At 41.4% G+C, this 19190-nt stretch carries 21 protein-coding genes and 1 other annotated feature; of the genes, 10 read left to right on the forward strand and 11 right to left on the reverse strand.

All coding sequences use genetic code 11. The annotated features are described in order from the left end of the window. The first annotated feature begins 46 nt into the window (after nt 1–46). The gene (locus CKW02_RS10815; protein WP_034620399.1) at nt 47–970 is read left to right on the forward strand and encodes an aldo/keto reductase; all 924 of its coding nucleotides are present in this window, start codon (nt 47–49) and stop codon (nt 968–970) included. Nucleotides 971–1120: 150 nt separating this feature from the next. Here the strand turns inward: CKW02_RS10815 and CKW02_RS20460 are convergent, their stop codons facing one another. Together CKW02_RS20460 and CKW02_RS10825 are read right to left on the reverse strand one after the other, a co-directional pair. Next, a complete protein-coding gene (locus tag CKW02_RS20460) occupies nt 1121–1636 on the reverse strand; it encodes an antimicrobial peptide LCI (protein WP_223251156.1) in 516 nt (171 codons plus the stop codon). Beyond that, nucleotides 1599–1820 (reverse strand): YqkE family protein, encoded by a 222-nt coding sequence (locus CKW02_RS10825; protein WP_003215614.1) that lies wholly within the window; start codon nt 1818–1820, stop codon nt 1599–1601. The genes CKW02_RS20460 and CKW02_RS10825 overlap by 38 nt, the downstream gene beginning before the upstream one ends. A 125-nt stretch (nt 1821–1945) precedes the next feature. On the opposite strand from CKW02_RS10825, the gene CKW02_RS10830 reads away from it, so the two are divergent. After that, nucleotides 1946–2878, forward strand: coding sequence for an alpha/beta hydrolase (locus CKW02_RS10830; protein WP_003215810.1), 933 nt, complete (start codon nt 1946–1948; stop codon nt 2876–2878). 26 nt (nt 2879–2904) lie between these two features. Here the strand turns inward: CKW02_RS10830 and CKW02_RS10835 are convergent, their stop codons facing one another. From CKW02_RS10835 to CKW02_RS10845, 3 genes are all read right to left on the reverse strand, one after another. Beyond that, the gene (locus CKW02_RS10835) at nt 2905–4167 is read right to left on the reverse strand and encodes a response regulator aspartate phosphatase (protein ID WP_003215654.1); all 1263 of its coding nucleotides are present in this window, start codon (nt 4165–4167) and stop codon (nt 2905–2907) included. Nucleotides 4168–4472: 305 nt separating this feature from the next. Next, complete coding sequence (locus tag CKW02_RS10840) at nt 4473–4712, reverse strand: YqkC family protein (protein WP_003215790.1); 240 nt, start codon at nt 4710–4712, stop codon at nt 4473–4475. 12 nt (nt 4713–4724) lie between these two features. Further along, the gene (locus CKW02_RS10845; protein ID WP_003215572.1) at nt 4725–5051 is read right to left on the reverse strand and encodes an iron-sulfur cluster biosynthesis family protein; all 327 of its coding nucleotides are present in this window, start codon (nt 5049–5051) and stop codon (nt 4725–4727) included. A gap of 212 nt (nt 5052–5263) precedes the next feature. Between CKW02_RS10845 and CKW02_RS10850 the strand changes: the two genes are divergently transcribed. Further along, nucleotides 5264–5971, forward strand: coding sequence for an expansin EXLX1 family cellulose-binding protein (locus CKW02_RS10850; RefSeq protein WP_044141052.1), 708 nt, complete (start codon nt 5264–5266; stop codon nt 5969–5971). Between the two features lie 17 nt (nt 5972–5988). Here CKW02_RS10850 and CKW02_RS10855 read toward each other — a convergent pair whose 3' ends face one another. Beyond that, on the reverse strand, nt 5989–6963 hold the full coding sequence (locus tag CKW02_RS10855; protein WP_003215958.1) for a GNAT family N-acetyltransferase: 975 nt from the start codon (nt 6961–6963) through the stop codon (nt 5989–5991). Continuing rightward, the gene (locus CKW02_RS10860) at nt 6960–7439 is read right to left on the reverse strand and encodes a GNAT family N-acetyltransferase (RefSeq protein ID WP_034620502.1); all 480 of its coding nucleotides are present in this window, start codon (nt 7437–7439) and stop codon (nt 6960–6962) included. The genes CKW02_RS10855 and CKW02_RS10860 overlap by 4 nt, the downstream gene beginning before the upstream one ends. A gap of 277 nt (nt 7440–7716) precedes the next feature. On the opposite strand from CKW02_RS10860, the gene CKW02_RS10865 reads away from it, so the two are divergent. The 4 genes from CKW02_RS10865 to CKW02_RS10880 all read left to right on the forward strand — a co-directional run bounded on the left by CKW02_RS10865 (nt 7717) and on the right by CKW02_RS10880 (nt 11333). Beyond that, a complete protein-coding gene (locus tag CKW02_RS10865) occupies nt 7717–8166 on the forward strand; it encodes a YfmQ family protein (protein ID WP_003216110.1) in 450 nt (149 codons plus the stop codon). Nucleotides 8167–8316: 150 nt separating this feature from the next. Next, on the forward strand, nt 8317–9549 hold the full coding sequence (locus CKW02_RS10870; protein WP_003215891.1) for a DNA polymerase IV: 1233 nt from the start codon (nt 8317–8319) through the stop codon (nt 9547–9549). A gap of 15 nt (nt 9550–9564) precedes the next feature. Further along, on the forward strand, nt 9565–9909 hold the full coding sequence (locus CKW02_RS10875; protein WP_003215746.1) for a YolD-like family protein: 345 nt from the start codon (nt 9565–9567) through the stop codon (nt 9907–9909). A gap of 188 nt (nt 9910–10097) precedes the next feature. After that, a complete protein-coding gene (locus CKW02_RS10880) occupies nt 10098–11333 on the forward strand; it encodes an MDR family MFS transporter (RefSeq protein WP_003215590.1) in 1236 nt (411 codons plus the stop codon). Between the two features lie 30 nt (nt 11334–11363). Here the strand turns inward: CKW02_RS10880 and coaA are convergent, their stop codons facing one another. Further along, nucleotides 11364–12323, reverse strand: a complete 960-nt coding sequence (gene coaA, locus CKW02_RS10885; protein WP_034620396.1) for a type I pantothenate kinase — start codon at nt 12321–12323, stop codon at nt 11364–11366. Between the two features lie 186 nt (nt 12324–12509). Here coaA and CKW02_RS10890 point away from each other — a divergent pair, with 186 nt between their 5' ends. Beyond that, nucleotides 12510–13838, forward strand: a complete 1329-nt coding sequence (locus tag CKW02_RS10890) for a CoA-disulfide reductase (RefSeq protein ID WP_003216014.1) — start codon at nt 12510–12512, stop codon at nt 13836–13838. Nucleotides 13839–13903: 65 nt separating this feature from the next. Here the strand turns inward: CKW02_RS10890 and CKW02_RS10895 are convergent, their stop codons facing one another. Then, a complete protein-coding gene (locus tag CKW02_RS10895; protein ID WP_003215960.1) occupies nt 13904–14680 on the reverse strand; it encodes an SDR family NAD(P)-dependent oxidoreductase in 777 nt (258 codons plus the stop codon). Nucleotides 14681–14692: 12 nt separating this feature from the next. Continuing rightward, entirely contained in the window at nt 14693–15643 is a 951-nt protein-coding gene (locus CKW02_RS10900) for an MBL fold metallo-hydrolase (protein WP_003215775.1), read from the reverse strand. A 169-nt stretch (nt 15644–15812) separates the two neighbouring features. Next, nucleotides 15813–16024 (forward strand) — a binding site (T-box leader). Nucleotides 16025–16065: 41 nt separating this feature from the next. Between CKW02_RS10900 and proC the strand changes: the two genes are divergently transcribed. Both proC and CKW02_RS10910 read left to right on the forward strand, forming a co-directional pair. Further along, nucleotides 16066–16893, forward strand: coding sequence for a pyrroline-5-carboxylate reductase (proC, locus tag CKW02_RS10905; RefSeq protein ID WP_003215459.1), 828 nt, complete (start codon nt 16066–16068; stop codon nt 16891–16893). Between the two features lie 153 nt (nt 16894–17046). Further along, on the forward strand, nt 17047–17319 hold the full coding sequence (locus CKW02_RS10910) for an antimicrobial peptide LCI (RefSeq protein WP_003216093.1): 273 nt from the start codon (nt 17047–17049) through the stop codon (nt 17317–17319). 156 nt (nt 17320–17475) lie between these two features. On the opposite strand, the gene CKW02_RS10915 is transcribed toward CKW02_RS10910, so the two are convergent. Continuing rightward, the gene (locus CKW02_RS10915) at nt 17476–19089 is read right to left on the reverse strand and encodes a M20/M25/M40 family metallo-hydrolase (protein ID WP_003215941.1); all 1614 of its coding nucleotides are present in this window, start codon (nt 19087–19089) and stop codon (nt 17476–17478) included. Nucleotides 19090–19190 lie beyond the last annotated feature (101 nt).

The following is a 19190-nucleotide window of genomic DNA, read 5'->3' on the forward strand; positions in this document are numbered from 1 at the left end:
TCCAGATTTTTTTCACTTAATGTGAAGGAATAGGAGTGTGATGGAATTGAAAAAAAGACGAATTGGTACAACGGATCTTTTGGTGAGCGAAGCGGCTCTAGGATGTATGTCCCTAGGAACAGAAAAAGGAAAAGCGCTCTCTTTATTAGATGAAGCCATTGATCTTGGAATTAACTATTTGGATACAGCCGATTTATATGATTTTGGGACAAATGAGGAAATTGTCGGGGAAGCGATTAAAAACAGGCGGCAAGATTTAATTTTGGCCACAAAAGGCGGCAACCGCTTTGAAAAAGGCAAATCTGGCTGGGACTGGGACCCTTCAAAGGCATACATAAAAGAAGCCGTAAAACAAAGCCTCAAGCGGCTGCAAACAGATTATATTGATTTATACCAACTGCACGGAGGCACGATCGATGACCCTATCGATGAGACGATTGAGGCTTTTGAAGAATTAGTGGAAGAAGGCGTTATTCGCTATTATGGCATCTCTTCTATCCGTCCAAACGTCATTAAAGAATACGCCAAAAAATCAAACATCGTCAGCGTCATGATGCAATATAGTTTACTCGACCGCCGTCCAGAGGAATGGTTCTCTCTTCTTGAAGAACAAGGCATTAGTGTTGTGGCAAGAGGACCTTTAGCAAAAGGGCTTTTAACCGAAAAACCACTTTCACAAGCAAGTGCAGCGATTCAAAAAAACGGATATCTTCAATATTCATTTGACGAGCTACAGCAGATCATTCCTTCTTTAAAGAAAGTCGCTTATGACCTATCACTCACAGAGCTCTCCATTCAATATTTGCTTCAGCATTCTGCGGTCAGTTCCGTTGTATTTGGCGCAAGCTCGGTGGAACAATTAAAAGAAAATGCGGCAGCGGCCAATGCACGTTCTTTAAGTGACCAAGAAGTAAAAGCATTGACTTACTATACAAAACCATCCGTGTACGAGGCGCACCGGTTTAAATGAGATAAAAAGAGATCTTCTGATGTGATCTCTGGTGATTGTAGAGAAACTCATGTTTTTCTACAATTTTTCTATTTTATTGTATGTATGATGAGTGAACTCTTTTTCATATTCTACAGGCAAAAGCAAGGAGGGGCTAAAAGCCCCGTTGTCTTATCTTGCACTTTCGTAATATGCATAATTTCCAGATTTGCCTTTAAGATAAAATGTCGTACCAAAACGACTGAAACTATTTGCAAAAGAACCGTTATCCGAATACATACATAATCGATTACTTGCGCCTTTAAAAGGAGTTACAGAACAATCTACAATTGAAGTAGCCTTTGTACGCAAATCCGCATTCGTTAAATCATTTGTAGCAAGAGCTTGTCCCGAAACAGGTAAAAGCAATCCTAAAGATAAAGCGACTCCAGCCATTGTTTTTCTCATTTTCATGTAAATCATCTCCGTTCCCAAATATTGTAATACACCTTCATTATAAGTAGTACGACCTTCTATCAAAAGGGTCTTAAATACTATATTTGTTATAAAAAGGGATTTAAATGAAGGAGGAATCGAAGGAGCCGGAAGCACTTGTGTGTTGATCAATCTCAATGATGATATAAAAAAAGAAGCATCAGTGCTCCCTTTTTTAGCTTTTATATTTTCTCCAGTCCAAATGACTTTCATCTAGCAGCTCGGAGAAGCTTTTGTTTTTTTCTTTTTCTTTCTGCTGCCGAAGGAGGTCTTGTCGTTTTTGTTCTTCTCTTTTTTCTGTCTCGGCGGCCAGATTCTGCTTCATTTGAAGGAGCTGCTGTTTGAGATTCTCGTTTATGCCGTCCTTTAATTTCGCTTGATCATTGTTCTTTTTCATTGTGCCTCTCTCCTTTTGCCTCTAAGTGTATCATCCGTTTTATTTCCTGAGCAAGAGTCACGCCAATCTCCCAACATGTGGTATGATCGTCATAGGAAAAACCTCGGAAAGGAAGAATCAGCTAGATGAAAAAATGGATCGCTATACTCGCCTTCATATTATGTCCGCTCGTTGCAATCGGCATTTTTTTCACCAATAAAATGATGTATATTCGAAAATTAACAGATGAAGAGCTCATCAAACGAGAAGCAGATGAAGGGCATTATCATCATGAAGAGTTTCAACAGCTTAACAAAGAGAAAGTGTGTATTCCTTCAGCATTTGGTTATGATCTTCATGGCTATTTTGTGCCGCATCCGCATTCGCATACAACACGCACCATTGTACTTTGTCATGGCGTCACAGTCAGTTTAATAAATTCCGTTAAGTATATGAAATTATTCCAAAAGCTTGGATGGAATGTGATGCTTTATGATCATAGACGACATGGAATGAGTGGCGGGAAAACCACGAGTTATGGATACTACGAAAAAGAAGATTTAGCGAAGGTCGTGAAGTGGCTTAGACAAAAACTTGGGGAAAATGCCATTATCGGTATACATGGAGAATCTATGGGGGCAGTCACGACTTTGTTATATGCCGCAAAGCCGGAAGCAAGCGCCAATTTTTACATAGCTGACTGTCCTTTTGCTTCTTTTGAGGATCAGCTTCTCTATCGATTAAAAACAGATTTTCGTCTTTCAGGGCAATGGATTCTTCCACTAAGTGATCGAGTGTTAAAATGGCGGGATGGATACAGCATTCGGCAAGTGTCACCGCTTGATGTGATCGATCAGGTGAGAGAACCTGTGCTTTTTATCCATAGTCTTCATGATGACTATATTCCATGCGAGCAGAGTCAGCAGCTATATGCTCGAAAAAAAGGTGATAAACAGCTATTTATAGCGCCGCACGGGGCACACGCGATGTCTTTTAGTGAAAATAAAGAAGCTTACGAACAAGAAGTTCAAGTATTCCTTCAACCATTTGAATCAAATGAAGATAAAAGAGGAGAATGAACAGCGGTTCGTCTCCTCTTTTTGAGCTAACTTATGCGATAGTCACTACTGTTGTATGGTGTCTGCCCGCCAGTTCCATATGACTCTCTTCCGATTGCTGCTGACTCATGACCGATAATCCTGCAGTTGCTGCCAATAAAAGAACTATCAAACTCGTTTTCATATAAATGACCCCCATTTTGAATTTTTGATATGGCTTGAATCTTCCGTTCGTAAAACCGTGTCGATGCTTCATACAGTCCAAGCTCATTGTAATAATGAGCCGCATCAAGTGCCAATTCCTCAATGTCTGGGTATAAGCGCTTGTCCTCGAGCAGGTCTAATGTATCGTCTATGATCGTTATTTCTGCATCAACGTATAATGCTTTTAAGAACTGAAATTTGCAGATGTAAATTTCATCTTCTAATTCACAGGCTTTCATAATACCTTTTTGATAGAGGGTTAACGACTCTTCTATTTGTTTTTGTTTAAACAGGATTTGGGTGAGCATAAATAGTGGGTCTAGAGAGCGATTAAGATGGGTTAAATTCTCCTTTTCAAACACTTCAAGAGAGTCTTTCAGATAACGGCTTGCTTCCGCAAGATCGTTCATTTGGTAATAACAGTTACCTAAGTTGAAAAGGGCCGAACCTATGACTCGAGGGTTTCCAATCGATCGTGCTCGATTTAGAGCATTTTTAAAGTAGGGCAATGCATGTTCATAGCATTTCAAATCATCATAGTTTGCACCGATGACAAATTCACAGTGGATGATTCTCAGCGTGTACGTTCTGTAGGCAGAGTACGTATTTAACGCTTGCAAGGCATAGTGCATCGAAAAGTGGGTTTGTTTCATGTGGTAGTATATTTCAGCTAATTTAAAGTAAAATTCTGCTCTTTCTATATCATCTGATATGAGATTGAGCTTTTTTTCTGCTGAACGGTAATAGGCAATGGCACTTAAATAGTTTTGCTGTTCAAACTCAAACATTCCTGTGAAAAAATGAACATAGTATTCAAGCATGTCCGTTAATTTCGTTTGCGAATGTTCGATCGTTTCTAGCAGGTTTTTAATTTCTTCATCATTTGAGGCTTTCTTTGCCGGTTCAAAATATTCAAGCATCACCTTATGGCGAAAATCCATCAGCTGGTAAAACAGCAACAAGTTTTGATCTTGCTCCATCTCCAGAATTTCCTGCTCGATCTCGGCCTTCAGCTTCTCTGCTTTCATGACATGAAATCCGCAAATCTGCCTATACCATTCGTTTATTTTAATTCCAACCTGAGGCGATGACAGCTTGAGCTTCAATTCACTTTAGCACCTCCCTTCTCATATACGATACATGTTGTATTCTATCATATTTCCTCGAATGGAAGAAATATGAAATGTCATTTTTCGCAAAGTTTTCGGTATCCCGCAATAACCGCTTCCATTGCCTATTTTTCGGCATTTATATCCACGATTTTTTCATGTCTATTTTTCTCGTTTTGTCGAATTGGTTGTTATAAAACAGTTTTTTTGCGTTGCAAAAGATCATTTTTCAGATTAGACGTTCCCAGTTGTTTAATGAGATGATGAAGACACGAAAAAAACCCTTTTGTCAAAAAGGGCTTTTATAATACATCTGTTACCTGTTCCATATTCTCTTTGATCCAATTGACAGCTAATTCGAGCGTTGGGAATTCTTCCGTTTCAAATGTGACTTCATCCTGAAGAAGCCAAACATCCTTTTTCACCGAATCCATTCCACCTATTGACCAGTGCAAAAGGGTATAGGGATGATTGTTATTTAAAAACGACACCCATGTTTTATTTTGTGCCGTGTTTTGTATCACTCTAAGCTTCTGATCCACTACGTTTCCACCTTACTTTACAAGTATGCCCATTCTTGGACTGAGTATTTGCTGAGGACTTTTCAGCATCAATGTATTGGCTTTTTCATTAAAATCGATGGTCATTTCCTCATCAAAAAATACCTTCTGTGCAATGTGTATATATAGTTTTAAATGTTGGCTATTTTTAAGTTGTTCCCATTCACCTGTTCTTTCACTTGTTAACCAAAGCATTGGTACGCCACTCACTGCACAGCCACAACCTTCTGAATCGTAGCGAAGCAGTAATTCCTTAGTTTCGTTTCCTGTTTGCTGTTTTTCTATATATGTTTTAGCCTGTTCTGTGATGTGAATATACATGGCGAACATCCTTTTTAAATTGATGCTTACATTGTAACACATAAAACACCATAAAACATGACACACGACTAAATCCGAAAGTCATATTCTTTGAAATACACGCTCTTCTCACTATGATTATATCTATCTATTGGCTCTTTTTGCTTCTTGTTTTTTAGAATTATACTTATGACGCTACCAATTTTTAAAGAATAAACAGGAGGTTTTAGATCGTGAAAAAAAGATTATCTCTCTGCTTCATCGGGGCACTGATATTGATGTTGAGTTTCGCTGTGCCAAACATGAAAGCGGCATCTGTCCTTGATGAAGTACGAGAAAGCTATGCAACTTATACGGGATCTGGTTACTCAGGGGGCGCCGCATTATTAGATCCTATTCCATCTGACATGAAAATTACGGCTTTAAATCCCCATGACTATAACTATAAAGGGATAAATGCGGCACTTGCAGGGGCTTACCTTGAAGTAAAGGGTCCAAAAGGAAAAACCGTTGTGTATGTAACCGATAAATATCCAGAAGGAGCGAAAGGAGCTCTTGATCTTTCTCATAATGCCTTTGCCAAAATCGGCAATATGGCAGATGGGAAAATCCCAATTAGTTGGAAAATTGTAAAAGCACCGATTAGCGGAAATGTAGTTTACAGAATAAAAGAAGGTAGCAGTAAGTGGTGGGCTGCGATTCAAGTGCGCAATCATAAATATCCGATTATGAAAATGGAATATTACAAAGATGGACAATGGGTGAACATGGAAAAGACAGACTACAACCATTTCCTTGGATTTAATATGGGGTCTAAATCTCTTCCTGTTCGAATCACAGATATCCGCGGGGTCATCGTAAAGGATAAATTACCCGCTCTTCCATCTACTGCTGCTTCACAGGCCTATACTGTAAAAGGCAATGTTCAGCTTCCTAATTAACGAGGAAAAGAGGTAGCTTATTTAAGAGCTTCCTCTCCTCCTTCTCTATCCCAGCGATATGCCTCATTTTCTATTACTTTTATGATTTCATTCTTTCCTGCCATATAGCTTTGTATATCTTCCCGATACTGATTTGCTAATTGTTCCTTGACAGACGCATACGCTACAGCTCGTTCTGGATGGGCCCTTAAGTAATCTCGAAACAATAAATGCCTTTTCACATCAGGATGATTTCTCTCATAAATATGGACATGATGCGTACGATTCAAGCCACCCTTTTGAAAAAAACGTCTCCCTTTTATGCCATTTTCACCGAGCGCTTGATATCCAAGATGTTCAAAGCTCTCTCTTTTTCTATCGATCTCTTTTATATGACTTACTTCTATTAAGATATCAATAATGGGTTTGGCAACAAGTCCTTCAACTGACGTACTACCAATATGATGTCCTTCTATCCAGCTCTTTTGAATGATTTGCTTGAGTCGCTGCTTTTCTTGATGGAATTCTTCATGCCATTCTTTTTTGAATTCGACAACCTCAACCTTTCGCCTCGGTGTCCATTTCATTTTTGATAAGGTGAGCTCTTTTGCAACATGAATCACATTTGTTTCAACAAATCCTAACTTTTCGTATAGCCTTTTTGCAGGGGTGTTTTTTTGCCCAGTGGTCAGTTCTATAGGGACATTTTTCTCCATAATTGTAGACATAAGTCTTGTTCCAATACCCTGCTTTAGCGCTTTTGGATGTACAGCCAATCGACTAATGATCAAATAATCTTTCTGCTCTTCATAAGAGGCAACACCTAGTAAGATTCCCTTTTGCTCAAAACCAATAAATTGCTCTTTTGCTTTCATTACATCTTGAATGGTCTCTTTTAATGGCGGAAGATCGGCATAGCCAATTTGTTCAGCTTCTTGTTGGTATGCAGCTAGTTGAATATGTAAGATCTGCTTTGCTACATCTCCTATTGTTTGATCTAAATTGACAATCATGACATCGCCTCTAACTTTTTCACAAATAAAACACGGTCTTCATTTATTCCTTCATATTCTGAAAACACGGAGATTCCTTCTACAGTTTTATCCCCTTTTTCAATTTGAAAGCCCAATTTTGCATGATAGGCAATTGATACTTTATTTACAGGTGCTGTTACCACTTTAATGGTTGTTCTTCCTTCCTGTTTTGCCACATCATAAAAGGCTTGATACAGCATTTTTCCGATCTTTAATTTCCGGTGATCTGGATGTACCCCAACAAAGTGAATATACGCTTCATCTGAACGAGATTGCGATAAAAAACCGACTAAAAAGCCAATCAGTTCACCTTTTTCAACGACGACAAAACTTGTTTGCTGAAAATGTTCAAAAAATAGCTTCGGCAATGTTGCGCGCAAATCTTTACCTCCCCACCAGCTTTGGATGACGGATGTGACGGCGTAAAAATCTGACGGCTTCACTTGACGTATCATGATGACCTCGCCCCTTTTCATTTTTGGCTTACCGCTCTCTTTTTTTACAAAAAACTGTTGTTTCAATAGTCTACCTGTCCGATTAATTGTTTGTAAAGATTACGTGGCAGCCTTTTTTCCTTTCAGCTTTGTTGATTTCGTTCTTTCGCCGTCATCTCCTTGTAAATCTTCACACTTATTTCAAAAAGTTCACTTTTTGTGCGAAAGTTTCATTCTTTTGGTATGTTAAGATGGTTCATATAGGAAATGTAACAAATGTTTATTGGAGATGATGATATTGGTTTGGATTGTTACTTCACTTGTTGTGTTTAGTCTTTTAAAGCTTCTTGTCACTTCGCTACCTTCTGGTGTTGTGGAACGCCTTTTTAGTCGTTATGCAGTGCATGCAAAAGTAACAAGTGATCAAACAACGATCATGTTTGAAGATCGTCCGCTCAATGATCAACAAACATCTGAAATTATTCAACATTTTAATGATGCGATCTTTATTGAACGCTATTATATTTATCCTGGTGATGAAGAGCGCTTTCTTCATCCGCAGGAAGGGCCGGCGCCTCTTACCATGCAAACAAAGCTTGGCAAGCATGATGTGACCCTTTATCTGTATCATTACGATGACCACGTGGATGTGGTGCGGCAGTTTACACATAAGCCTAAGAAAAAACTGATGGCCTATCGTTTGCGTTCTGAGCCCCTCCAAACATCCTACAACTTGGCACATGCTTAAAATATGTTGCATCAAATGAGACGAAGTGTCTTCCACTTCGTCTTTTTTTGTATGGATTTATACTCTTTTCTTTGAATGATTTACCAGTATCAATTTCGCCTCCTGACGGTTAAAATAGAAACAGAACATACGTTCTAAGAGGTGAAAATAATGAATGAACGAGCCATTCTGCTTGTGGATATGCAATCGTTTTATGCGTCAGTCGAAAAAGTGGAGGCTCCCCACTTGAAGGATGTGCCGCTCATCGTCTCTGGAGATCCTGAGCGGCGGAGCGGAGTCGTACTTGCCGCCTGCCCGCTCGCTAAAAAACGGGGCGTTCAAAATGCATCCAGATTATGGGAAGCACAGGAGAAATGCCCTGAAGCTGTCGTCGTACGCCCTCGTATGCAGCGCTATCTTGATATCTCTGTCATGATCACAGAGCTGCTTGAACAATACACAGATCTTGTCGAACCATATTCAATTGATGAACAATTTCTCGATATTACAGGCAGCCTGACACTACTCGGTTCTCCCCGTGAGATCGCTCAAAATATACAAACAACCATTATGAACCAGACGGGTATTTACGCACGTGTTGGCATCGGTCCTAATAAAGTGCTCTCTAAAATGGCCTGTGACCATTTTGCTAAAAAAAACACATCTGGCATTTATGAACTTCGCGCAGACAGTGTTGCGACTGATTTATGGCCGCTTCCGATTGGAAAATTATTTGGCGTTGGTAAACGAATGGAGCACCATTTAAAACGAATGGGCATCAGTACCATTGGGACGCTTGCTGCTTATCCGTTAGACCGGCTTAAAAAACGCTGGGGAATCAACGGAGAGCTTTTGCAGCGAACAGCTTTAGGACATGATCCCTCTCCGGTCACCGTTCACACACATAATGAGCAAAAAGCGGTGGGACATCATATGACTCTCCCCCATGATTATGCGTCTTTTGAGGATATCAAAGTCGCTCTTCTTGAATTGAGCGAAGAGGTGGCAAGACGTGCACGCTTTAAGCATTATCTTGGGCAAACAGTGTCTGTTGGCGTGAGAGGCGCTGATTTTTCTCACCCGACCGGATTTCATAGACAAATCAAGCTTCATTCACCTACACAGTACGGGACAGATATTGCAGAGGCAGCCATTCAGCTATGCCAGCAGCACTGGGATGGTCAGCCCATTCGCAGTGTCGGTATTACTCTCTCACAGCTGCAGTCTGACAGCCAGTATCAGCTAACTTTATTTGATCATCATGTTCAAAAAGACAAACTCAGCAAAGTATTTGATGCGATCCACATAAAGTATGGACCTGCTGCCCTGCTGCACGCTTCGTCACTGACAAGCGCAGGGCAGGCGTATCACCGCGCCGAAAAAATTGGCGGACATTACAAATAACGGAGGCGAACAGCCATGAATCCCAATAAATTAACACCTGGATACAACCTCATGTGGGAATCAAGCCGAATGATGCTTCCAGAGCACCGGGAGCAGCTGCTTGCTCAAAAACGGCAGAAAAAAAAATACACCCCTCCCCCGCTGAGCACCGATCAACTGGAAGAAATGAATTTTTTGATCACACAGTCGATTACTGAGGATCAAGCGATTTGCGTGACATATGCCGCAGCAGGTAGAAAAGAGCAGTTTTGGGGCTGGGTCAAAGCCATTCATTATGAAACGCAGCGCATAAAAATCGTCAATGATGAAGATGTTCTCAACCTGTCCTTGCAGCAAATCGTCGCGATCGACCTTGATTAAATGGGGTCAAATGACCGCGCGAATCAGTGGCATAAAAGCACCGGCAGAAAAAAGCACGCGTCTCCAAATACGAGCCAATCAAACTTCTCTGCCATATGGCGGATGTCCCCTCCATCAAATTGTGTATTTAATTTGCACAATTTTTCATGTATGATTGGAACATCTTACAAACTCAGGGGAGAAACAGCATGAAAAATAACTTACGTACGCTACATCCGCTTAGTTGGACGATCATCATCGGCACCATATTTGGCCGAATGGCGACGTCCATGAGCATTCCTTTTTTGGCCGTTTATTTAACACAAGTCAAAGGCGCCTCAGCTTCTTCTGCTGGATTAATCATTGCCGTTAGCTCTCTGATTGGGATCGTTGCGAGTTTTTACGGTGGATATATTTCTGATCGTATCGGAAGAAAAAAGGTCATGCTTCTATCAATCTTCGGTTGGACACTTGTCTTTGTTGGTTTTGCATTTGCAGATGCCATTTGGGTCTTCTTTATCATGAACGCTTTAAACGGACTGTGCCGGGCACTATTTGAACCAACATCTAAGGCGCTCTTATCTGATGTCACCCCGTCAAGTATTCGGTTGTTTGTGTTTAATTTACGATATACAGCCATTAACATAGGGGTCATCTTCGGTCCGCTGCTTGGCTTATATCTCGGGTCATCGAAAACAACCTTTCCATTTCTCGTCGCTGCCTTCATTTATTTGTTATACGGATTAACGCTGGCCTGGCAATTTCAGAAACATCCAGTTGCTGCTCCAGAAAACACGAAACAAATTGGGGTCAAAAAAGCCCTTTCCATTATCCAAAAAGATACGGTCTTTAGCATTATCCTCATCGGCGTTACCTTATGTTCGTTCGGGTATTCGCATTTGAGCTCAACGCTGCCTCAATATTTATCCGCTTCGCCTATGATTGAGGATGGTCCGAAACTGTTTGGATACCTTTTATCTTTAAATGCAGTTGTTGTCATTGTCGTACAATATCCGCTCATCATGATCGCCAAACGCTACTCCACCATTTTGTCGCTCACCACTGGGAATATTCTTCTTGCGGGCAGTTTGTTTGCCATTGCTTTTTCACAGAGTCTCGGCATGCTTGCTTTCATCATTGTCGTGTTTACAATTGGGGAGGTTCTGCTGTTTGCGATGATGGATCTATTTGTAGACAATGTGGCAAAGCCAGAAGTAAAGGGGTCGTACTTTGGCGCGATGGGATTTTCTCAGCTCGGCAGCGTCATCGGACCATTTGTCGGCGGACTATGCATTGACTATTTTGGCGCAGCCCATCCCTTCTCCATTTTTTCAGTCTTGTCGATCATCACCATCGCAGGTGTTCCGTTCCTACTCATTGGATACTACCGCCTGAAAAAGCGATCCGCAGCTGCCATCGCTGTGAAAGTCAGTGGAGATCATTAAAAAAACCGCTCACGTTTGAGCGGTTTTTCTTTATACTCGGCGGATAGCAATCTCTTCCACCTTATGCTGATCACCTTTTTTCAAAATGAGATCAGCTCGATATTTTGTCGGTAAAATATTTTGATATAAATTAGGGCGATTGACGGTATTCCAAATTGTGCTTGCCATGTGATCTGCCTCTTCATCCGTCAAATCTTTGTATTGATGAAAGAAGGATTCAGGATCTTGGAAAGCTGTTTCCCTCAGCAAACGGAACCGTTCTTTATACCATGATTGAATTTGCGTTTCAGCAGCATCTACATAAATCGAAAAATCAAAGAAATCTGATACAAACACACGCGGTTCATCCTTCAGATCATCCAGCGCTGGGGATTGCAGCACATTGATTCCTTCAATAATAACAATATCGGCATCCTCCACCGTTTCATACACACCATCAAGCCGGTCATAGGTCAGATGCGAATATACCGGGGCATGCACAGTTTGTTTCCCTGATTTTAATTCGTTTAAAAAAGACAACAAGGCTTTGACATCATAGCTTTCTGGGAAGCCTTTCTTTTCCATGAGTCCTCGATCCTTTAATTCTTTTTGAGGATACAAAAAGCCATCGGTTGTCACAAGACTCACTTTCAGTCCATCTCCAAGCCTCGATAAAAGCGTTTCGATGATACGGGCCGTTGTGCTTTTCCCGACAGCCACACTTCCAGCAATCCCAATGAGAAAAGGAATTTTCGCATGATGTGGGTAGTTTAAAAAGGCATTCACATGCTGATTTTTTTGTTTTTCTGCAAAGACATGCAATGTCAGAAAACGAATAAGTGGTATGTAAATATCCTGAACTTCTTCAAGGGATAAATAGTCATTTAATCCTTGAAGTGCTCTTGCTTCCTCTTCTGAAACAGATACCGGCATATATTCTCCAAGAGCAGACCAAGCCTCTCTTGTATGACGTGTATATAAAGTATTAAAATCTAGTCGCGTGTCACTCAAAGTCTTTCCCACCAATCTTCACTAAACTCGTAACCAAAAAGACGATAATCCGATTGTAGCTTAAAATGAAGGCGCTGTCTTTATTTTTCCACTAAAGTTTGCTTCTTTTGCGAAAAAAGCATTAAAAAAAGGAAAATGAGGGTAAATAAGAGTATTCAGTTCGATAGATAGAAGGGAGCACACCAAATGAAATATATGATCATTGGCGGAGATGCAGCAGGAATGAGCTGTGCTATGCAAATATATCGAGAGGATCCAGATGCACATATTGTCGCTTTTGAAAAAGGAGAGATTTTCTCATATGGACAGTGCGGCCTCCCCTACTTGATCGGCGGTCTCATTGATCACCACAGCAAGCTGATTGCACGCAGCGCTGAAACATTTCGCGACAAATATGGAATTGATGCTCGATGCTTACACGAAGTGACCTCCATTGATCCAAAGCAAAAAACGGTGTCAGGTCATCATACGAAAACAAAAGCATCCTTTACCGAAAGCTATGACCGCCTCTTAATTGCGACAGGAGCAAGCCCTGTTAAACTGGATTTAAACAATCAACCGCTAGAAGGCGTACACGTATTAAAAACCATTCCGCATGCGCTGTCCATTTTAGACCACTTAAAACAAGATATCACACATGTCACGATCATTGGCGGTGGATATATCGGCTTAGAGATGGCTGAAAATTTAAAAGCGCTGGGAAAAAAGGTACATATCATTCAGCGGGGTTCAACACTTGGTCCGGGTTTTGACCCCGATATGGCGAAGCACCTGAAAGAAGAGGCGGGTGCCCAAGGCATTCACGTGACACTCGGGGAAACCGTGCAGACATTAGAGGGCGAATCACATGTCACAGCTGTTCAAACAGACAAACAAACCATAAAAACAGATATGGTCATCATGGCCATCGGCGTCACCCCGCAAACATCCTTTTTAGACAAAACAGAAATCAAACGGCTTTCAAATGGCGCCATTGTTGTAAATGAATACATGCAAACCAATGTAAAAGACATCTATGCTGCCGGGGATTGCGCAGCCACTTATCACCGCATCAAACAATCACTCGATTATATCCCGCTCGGCACAACGGCGAATAAACAAGGAAGAATCGCTGGTTTTCATATGACGGGAACAGACCGGGCGTTTCAAGGGGTGATTGGAACTGCCGTCATGAAATTTATGAGCATGACAGCGGGACGAACGGGCTTATCTGAAAAGGAAGCACAAGCAGCTGATATTCCTTTTTCCACCATCACCATTGACAGTACGGATCACGCTGGATATTATCCAGATGCGCAGAAAATGAAAATCAAACTGATTTACAGAAGTGATGACTACACCTTGCTCGGTGCCCAAATCATCGGAAGAAACGGTGTAGATAAACGGATCGATGTGATGGCAACTGCTCTTTACCAACAGCTAACCATAACAGATCTTGAAGATTTAGATATTAGCTATGCACCGCCTTTTAACAGTGTGTGGGACCCGCTTCAGCAAGCAGCAAGGCGGAGATAAAAAGACGGTCACAATGGCAGCTTACTTCAAAAAAAAGAAACCAGTTCACAACCGGTTTCTTTTTTTTATTTTTTCATCATCGCTTTGCGTGCTACTTTTTCAAATAAAAATGGGAATAATTGATACAATTTACTGCCAGCGTTCATCCATCCAGGCAGATTAATCTCTCTTTTTTTCGTCATCATAGCGGATACGACCTTCTCAGCCACCTTGTCCGCACTAAGCATCATGAATTCCACATTCTTCACATATTCACCGCTGCGATCGGCGATGGTAAAGAAGTCAGTGGCAATCGGGCCTGGATTCACTGTGGTGACGTGAATGCCGATGTCTGACAGCTCCATTCTGAGGCTGTTTGAAAAGCCAAGGACGGCATGCTTGGATGCGGAATAAATGGCTGATTTCGGGGTGGCAATCTTTCCTGCCTGAGAGGCAATATTGATAATATGTCCATGTCCTCTTTGTTTCATCTCTGGAATGACCTTTTTCGTGCAAGCGATTAAACCAAACACGTTTACTTCAAACATCGACACCATTTCCTCAATGGATGCATCTTCAACGAGATCGAACGCACCGAAACCGGCATTGTTAACCAAAATATCAACAGCCCCCACTTCTTCATATGCGCGATCAATGTCCTCAATGTGACTGACATCTAGCTCCACGATGTGACACACTCCGCCAGCACTCATAATCTTTTCTTTTACACCCGTCAGCTTTTCAATTCGTCTTGCTGAAATCATGATCTCTGCGCCTTCTTCTGCTGCCAAATACGCCATTTTTTCACCAATGCCACCAGATGCGCCAGTAATCCATATTCTCTTTCCTGTTAATCGCCCCATGCGTTTCACTCCTTAGTTTGCCCTGTAGTAGAGAATTCCATCTTTTTGCACTTCTTCAATTTGTCCAGCCTCTAAGAGGACATCAAGCTGCCCAACTGTCTCTGACATCGTTAAAAATAAGGCCTCTTCGTACAGCACTGGAAATAGCTTGCGGCAAAGATGAAAGGCAGTCATTTCTTTTCGTTTGAGTAGCTGATACATCGTATTTGCCCGTTTTTCTTGTTTCTTAAATCTTTCTTCGATTAATTCATGATGAGACGTGATGAGCAGCCCGTGTCCTGGATAAATCGTCTTGATCGGCAGATGCAGTAATCGATTGAGTGATGCTTTATATTGAAGCAGCGATTTTTGGCGCTCCTCCCCTTCATACGGCGCTTCCATTAACGGGTTTGAGGAAATGGTCGTCAAAAGTAGGTCTCCACCAATGAAATGGCCCGTTGTTTCATCTAGAAAGGAAAGATGAGATTGTGCATGTCCCGGTGTTTCCATCACAAAGAAGTGTTCATGCCCTTTCAATCGATCGCCTTCTTTGATGACGTCATCTACATGTGCAGTACAAGAATATGTATAAGATTGCTTCACGATTCTTTCACACTCACCTCGGCGAAGCGGCACACCTAACTGCTGAAAAAATCGTTCCATAAAAGCAATTTGACGCTCTTTAAACACAGGGTCCTGGCTAATATACGGCTCATTTAACTCATGTCCGATCACACGGACATGAGGTTTCATCAGATTTAAAAGACCGACATGATCTGCATGATGATGGGTCAACACCACTTGATCAATATCGTCTATTGATAAACGATGCTCCTGTAATTGCGTGACAAAGGCGTGCTCCGCCTCTTCTGTCATCGGCCCGCAGTCTACTAAGGTCACGGCTTCTCCTTTTAAAATATATGCATGTACATCTCCAACAGCAAATGGTGTCGGGATGGATAATTGAATGATGTCTTCTTTCACTTTTTTATGTCATCTCCTGCTTTTTGACTCATGGTTCATTGTAACTCCGTCTTCTTTATTCATTGTATCCTGCAAAGGGCAGACTGTCATGCGGTTTAGGCGGTCAATTTTTTTATCTGTCCCTATTGACACAAACTTGTCCATCGTTGCATAATGAACAACAAATATAAAATGCGTGATGACAAGGATTAGTAAGCAAAATAATGATGCAAGAGAGTGAGGTCCGCCGGCTGTAAGACCTCACCATCCTCTTATTTGCTGAACCTGCCCTTTGAGCTGTTAGGCAAACCTAAACGTTTCCCGCGTTAAGGGACTAGAGCTGAGTATGCATATTTGCATGCTAATTGAGGGTGGTACCGCGAAAAACCTTTCGTCCTTTTCAGGCGAGAGGTTTTTTTATTTTCTACAAGGAGGAGCAGCTTATGAGTAAAATTGGATTTATTGGTGCAGGCTCAATGGCAGAGTCGATGATGAAAGGTTTATTAAAAAGTGGCATCATGTCAAATGAAGATATTATTGTCACAAATAAAACGAATGAAAAACGTCTAGAAGAATTAAAGGTGCGTTATGGGGTCAAAACGGATTTCTCTCGTTCTTTTATTTATGAAGAAGCGGATATTCTCGTATTTGCTTTAAAACCGAAAGATGCGGAAAGCGGGATATCTGAAGTGCGGCCTCATTTACAAGGGCAGCTGATCATTTCGATTTTAGCGGGCATCTCTATTGAAACGATTCAACACTATGCTGGCGAGAAGACTGCGGTGGTTCGCGCGATGCCAAATACATCAGCCGCCATTCAGCAATCAGCAACAGGCATTGCCGTCAGTCAAGAAGTGACAGAGGATCAAAAGAAAAAAGCAATCGAGCTGTTTGAAACGATCGGTCATGTGACGGTATTGGATGAATCACAGCTGAATGCTGTTACAGCTATTGCAGGAAGCGGTCCAGCCTTTATTTATCATTTGATTGAAGGAATGGAGCGAGGCGCTTCGGAACTTGGGATGGACCAAGCAACAGCGAAGCTGCTCATCTGCCAAATGATTGCGGGCGCCGCAAACATGCTTCAAAGCAGCGGTAAAGAACCTGCTGAACTGCGCAAAGAAATCACAAGTGAAGGCGGAACGACAGAAGCCGGCCTGAACACACTTGCTGCCTATCAATTTGAAGAAGCCGTTGTCGATTGTGTCAAAACCGCAACAAAACGCGCAGCAGAATTAAACGAAATGTTTTCAGCAAGCACGTATAAATGATAGAGAAAAGCACCTGTTTTGATGACAGGTGCTTTTTATTTTTATCTAATGAGTGATTTTTCACAAATAATTAACAAATATTAACAAGGTATATATTACCTAATGCAGAATTACTTATATGTACCACAAAAATGAGGAAGAGGAGTGTTTTAAATGAAATTAGTTAAGGTTCTTACTGGATCCGCATTGTCACTCGCTTTACTTTTTTCCGCAGCACCTGCATTTGCTACAAGTGCACATTCTAACGCAAAGGATGTCCACGTTACAAGTGATTTTAAAGCTCAACTTTACACATGGGATATTACCAACAATACTGGTATTTTTGCCAATTCGTTCGAACAAGATGGGATTAAATGGTATATAAAAGGCATCACTAAAAATTCTGATGGAACTTGGACAGCTCATTATGAGGGTAGACGAGTATAATTCTAACTGGGAGCCTACGGCTCCCCTTACTATTTTAAAGTAATAAAACATTCTTCCCCCCTTCTTCTTTTCTCATTAACCTTCATTTACTCTACATCCTTCACTCAAAGCACATAAGCTTTCAAAGACTCTAGAAACCTCATACATAAACAAGACTTATTTTTTCTCTAACAAAGCATGAATCGCTGATTCTAGTAATTCTGGCAAAATGCCGAATGAGAACGGGATGTGCAGCCGCTCTGTCCATTTGTGCGGGTCCTTTCCTAATGGGCCCACGTTAATAACTGGAACGTAAAGTGCTCCCTTTTCTCCTTCCGGTAAAGAATAGCCTTTCTGGTAAAGCGGCATATTGGTCGTGTAATGACCTACTTCCTGTTTTTCGAGCTGTAAGTAACTTAAATCAGATAATCCCGGGAAATATTTCACTTCTTCTATTTCAAGTCCATAACTCTTCTTTGCCTCTATTTGAATCCTCTTTAAGGTTGCTTGGATATGCGGATCTTCCGTTGAGGAAACCGCAGGATAAAATGGTGGACTATAAAATAGAACAATGAGCGGCCCTTCTTCCTTACAAAGCGTCGTCAGCTCAGAGACGATTTTGGTTGAAAAATCACGATCTCCAAGCTCACCTCGATTGGCGAACGCATAGTTCACAATGCGTTCAACCTCCTGTTTACCTGATCGTTCAGCAGCTTTTTGATACAGCTCATGATACGTGAGAACGGTAATCCTCGTATCAATCGGTGTAAAAGGTTTAAAGCGCTGAAATTCTGCTGTTTTTTGTTTAAGATCAGCTTCGATTTGGTCTGCTGCTTGTTTCGCCGTGTGATAAAGAAGTCCGTGCAGTTCTTCACTTGAACGATTCATCATCAGCACATTAAATAAAGAAACAGCTGTGTGAGGTGTTTGAACGGAATAGGCTTCTTTTAAATCCTTTTGCATTAAGTTGGTTGGGGGCGGCGTGACTTCACCATCTACTTCCTCACAATAATCACTATTCAGCTCTAACAGCCGATTTAATGCAGATACCATAAAATTCGCATTTAAGCCTGAGAACGGCTCTCCTACATGTGTTTCAATTCCTTTGCAGAAAAATCCGGCCAGCACCTTCCCTATACTGCCTGTATACATATAATAATGTTCATCACCTGGATACTTTTCAAACATAGGCTCACTGTTTAAGCACGCGGTATAGTCAAGGTCATGCTTTTCCTTAAGCTCCTTTAGTTTTGGAACAGCTTCAAGCATTCCTTGAGAATTCACTTCTTCATCCGGGACTGTGACGAGTAGGACATTTCCATCAAATGTCTCTGCCATCGCTCTTTCCAGCATGGACAGCTGTACAGTAAGACCTGCCTTCATATCCATGGCACCTCTTCCAAACAACCAGTCACCTGAAGCTAGATCTTCTCTTGCTCTTTTTGGGAGAAGCGCACTTTTTTGAGAAAATGACGCCATTAACTCCTCTGGCTTGCATGCCATGTTTTGAAATTCACCGTAATCTTCTGTATCAACAACATCGAAATGACTAAGCAGCAAAACGGTACGAGAAAGAGAACTGCGCTTTACAAGCGCCGTTAAATAATACCGGCCATCTTTCATCGGATGCAAAGCCAAATGATCAGGATTCTGCTTGTAATAAGGCCGCTCCCTCAGTAAATAATATAAATATTCAGCTAACGCCACTTCTCCAGTTGTACCCGATATGCTTTCATACTGCATAAGAGCTGTGAGCAGTTCCTTTCGTTCACTCTCTGTTTGCCATTTCATTCGTTCTCCCCCTTTGCTTTCTCTATTTCTCCATTATACAAAAACGTGTATAAAAGCTATATTCTTTGAGCACCTTTTATGACGAAAGTTTGAATGGCTGT

This window comes from Bacillus pumilus (assembly GCF_900186955.1).
Taxonomy (GTDB): Bacteria; Bacillota; Bacilli; order Bacillales; family Bacillaceae; genus Bacillus; species Bacillus pumilus.

What these genes read in the sequence shown, in the direction of transcription:
- CKW02_RS10895 (WP_003215960.1), bottom strand. Translation starts at nt 14,680, where the DNA reads ATGGGGCGATTAACAGGAAAGAGAATATGGATTACTGGCGCATCTGGT.
- CKW02_RS10860 (WP_034620502.1), bottom strand. Translation starts at nt 7,439, where the DNA reads ATGATACGTCAAGTGAAGCCGTCAGATTTTTACGCCGTCACATCCGTC.
- CKW02_RS10875 (WP_003215746.1), top strand. Translation starts at nt 9,565, where the DNA reads ATGAATCCCAATAAATTAACACCTGGATACAACCTCATGTGGGAATCA.
- CKW02_RS10890 (WP_003216014.1), top strand. Translation starts at nt 12,510, where the DNA reads ATGAAATATATGATCATTGGCGGAGATGCAGCAGGAATGAGCTGTGCT.
- CKW02_RS10845 (WP_003215572.1), bottom strand. Translation starts at nt 5,051, where the DNA reads ATGTATATTCACATCACAGAACAGGCTAAAACATATATAGAAAAACAG.
- CKW02_RS10855 (WP_003215958.1), bottom strand. Translation starts at nt 6,963, where the DNA reads ATGATTGTCAATTTAGATCAAACAATAGGAGATGTAGCAAAGCAGATC.
- CKW02_RS10915 (WP_003215941.1), bottom strand. Translation starts at nt 19,089, where the DNA reads ATGAAATGGCAAACAGAGAGTGAACGAAAGGAACTGCTCACAGCTCTT.
- proC (WP_003215459.1), top strand. Translation starts at nt 16,066, where the DNA reads ATGAGTAAAATTGGATTTATTGGTGCAGGCTCAATGGCAGAGTCGATG.
- CKW02_RS10830 (WP_003215810.1), top strand. Translation starts at nt 1,946, where the DNA reads ATGAAAAAATGGATCGCTATACTCGCCTTCATATTATGTCCGCTCGTT.
- CKW02_RS10910 (WP_003216093.1), top strand. Translation starts at nt 17,047, where the DNA reads ATGAAATTAGTTAAGGTTCTTACTGGATCCGCATTGTCACTCGCTTTA.
- CKW02_RS20460 (WP_223251156.1), bottom strand. Translation starts at nt 1,636, where the DNA reads ATGAAAGTCATTTGGACTGGAGAAAATATAAAAGCTAAAAAAGGGAGC.
- CKW02_RS10880 (WP_003215590.1), top strand. Translation starts at nt 10,098, where the DNA reads ATGAAAAATAACTTACGTACGCTACATCCGCTTAGTTGGACGATCATC.
- CKW02_RS10870 (WP_003215891.1), top strand. Translation starts at nt 8,317, where the DNA reads ATGAATGAACGAGCCATTCTGCTTGTGGATATGCAATCGTTTTATGCG.
- CKW02_RS10825 (WP_003215614.1), bottom strand. Translation starts at nt 1,820, where the DNA reads ATGAAAAAGAACAATGATCAAGCGAAATTAAAGGACGGCATAAACGAG.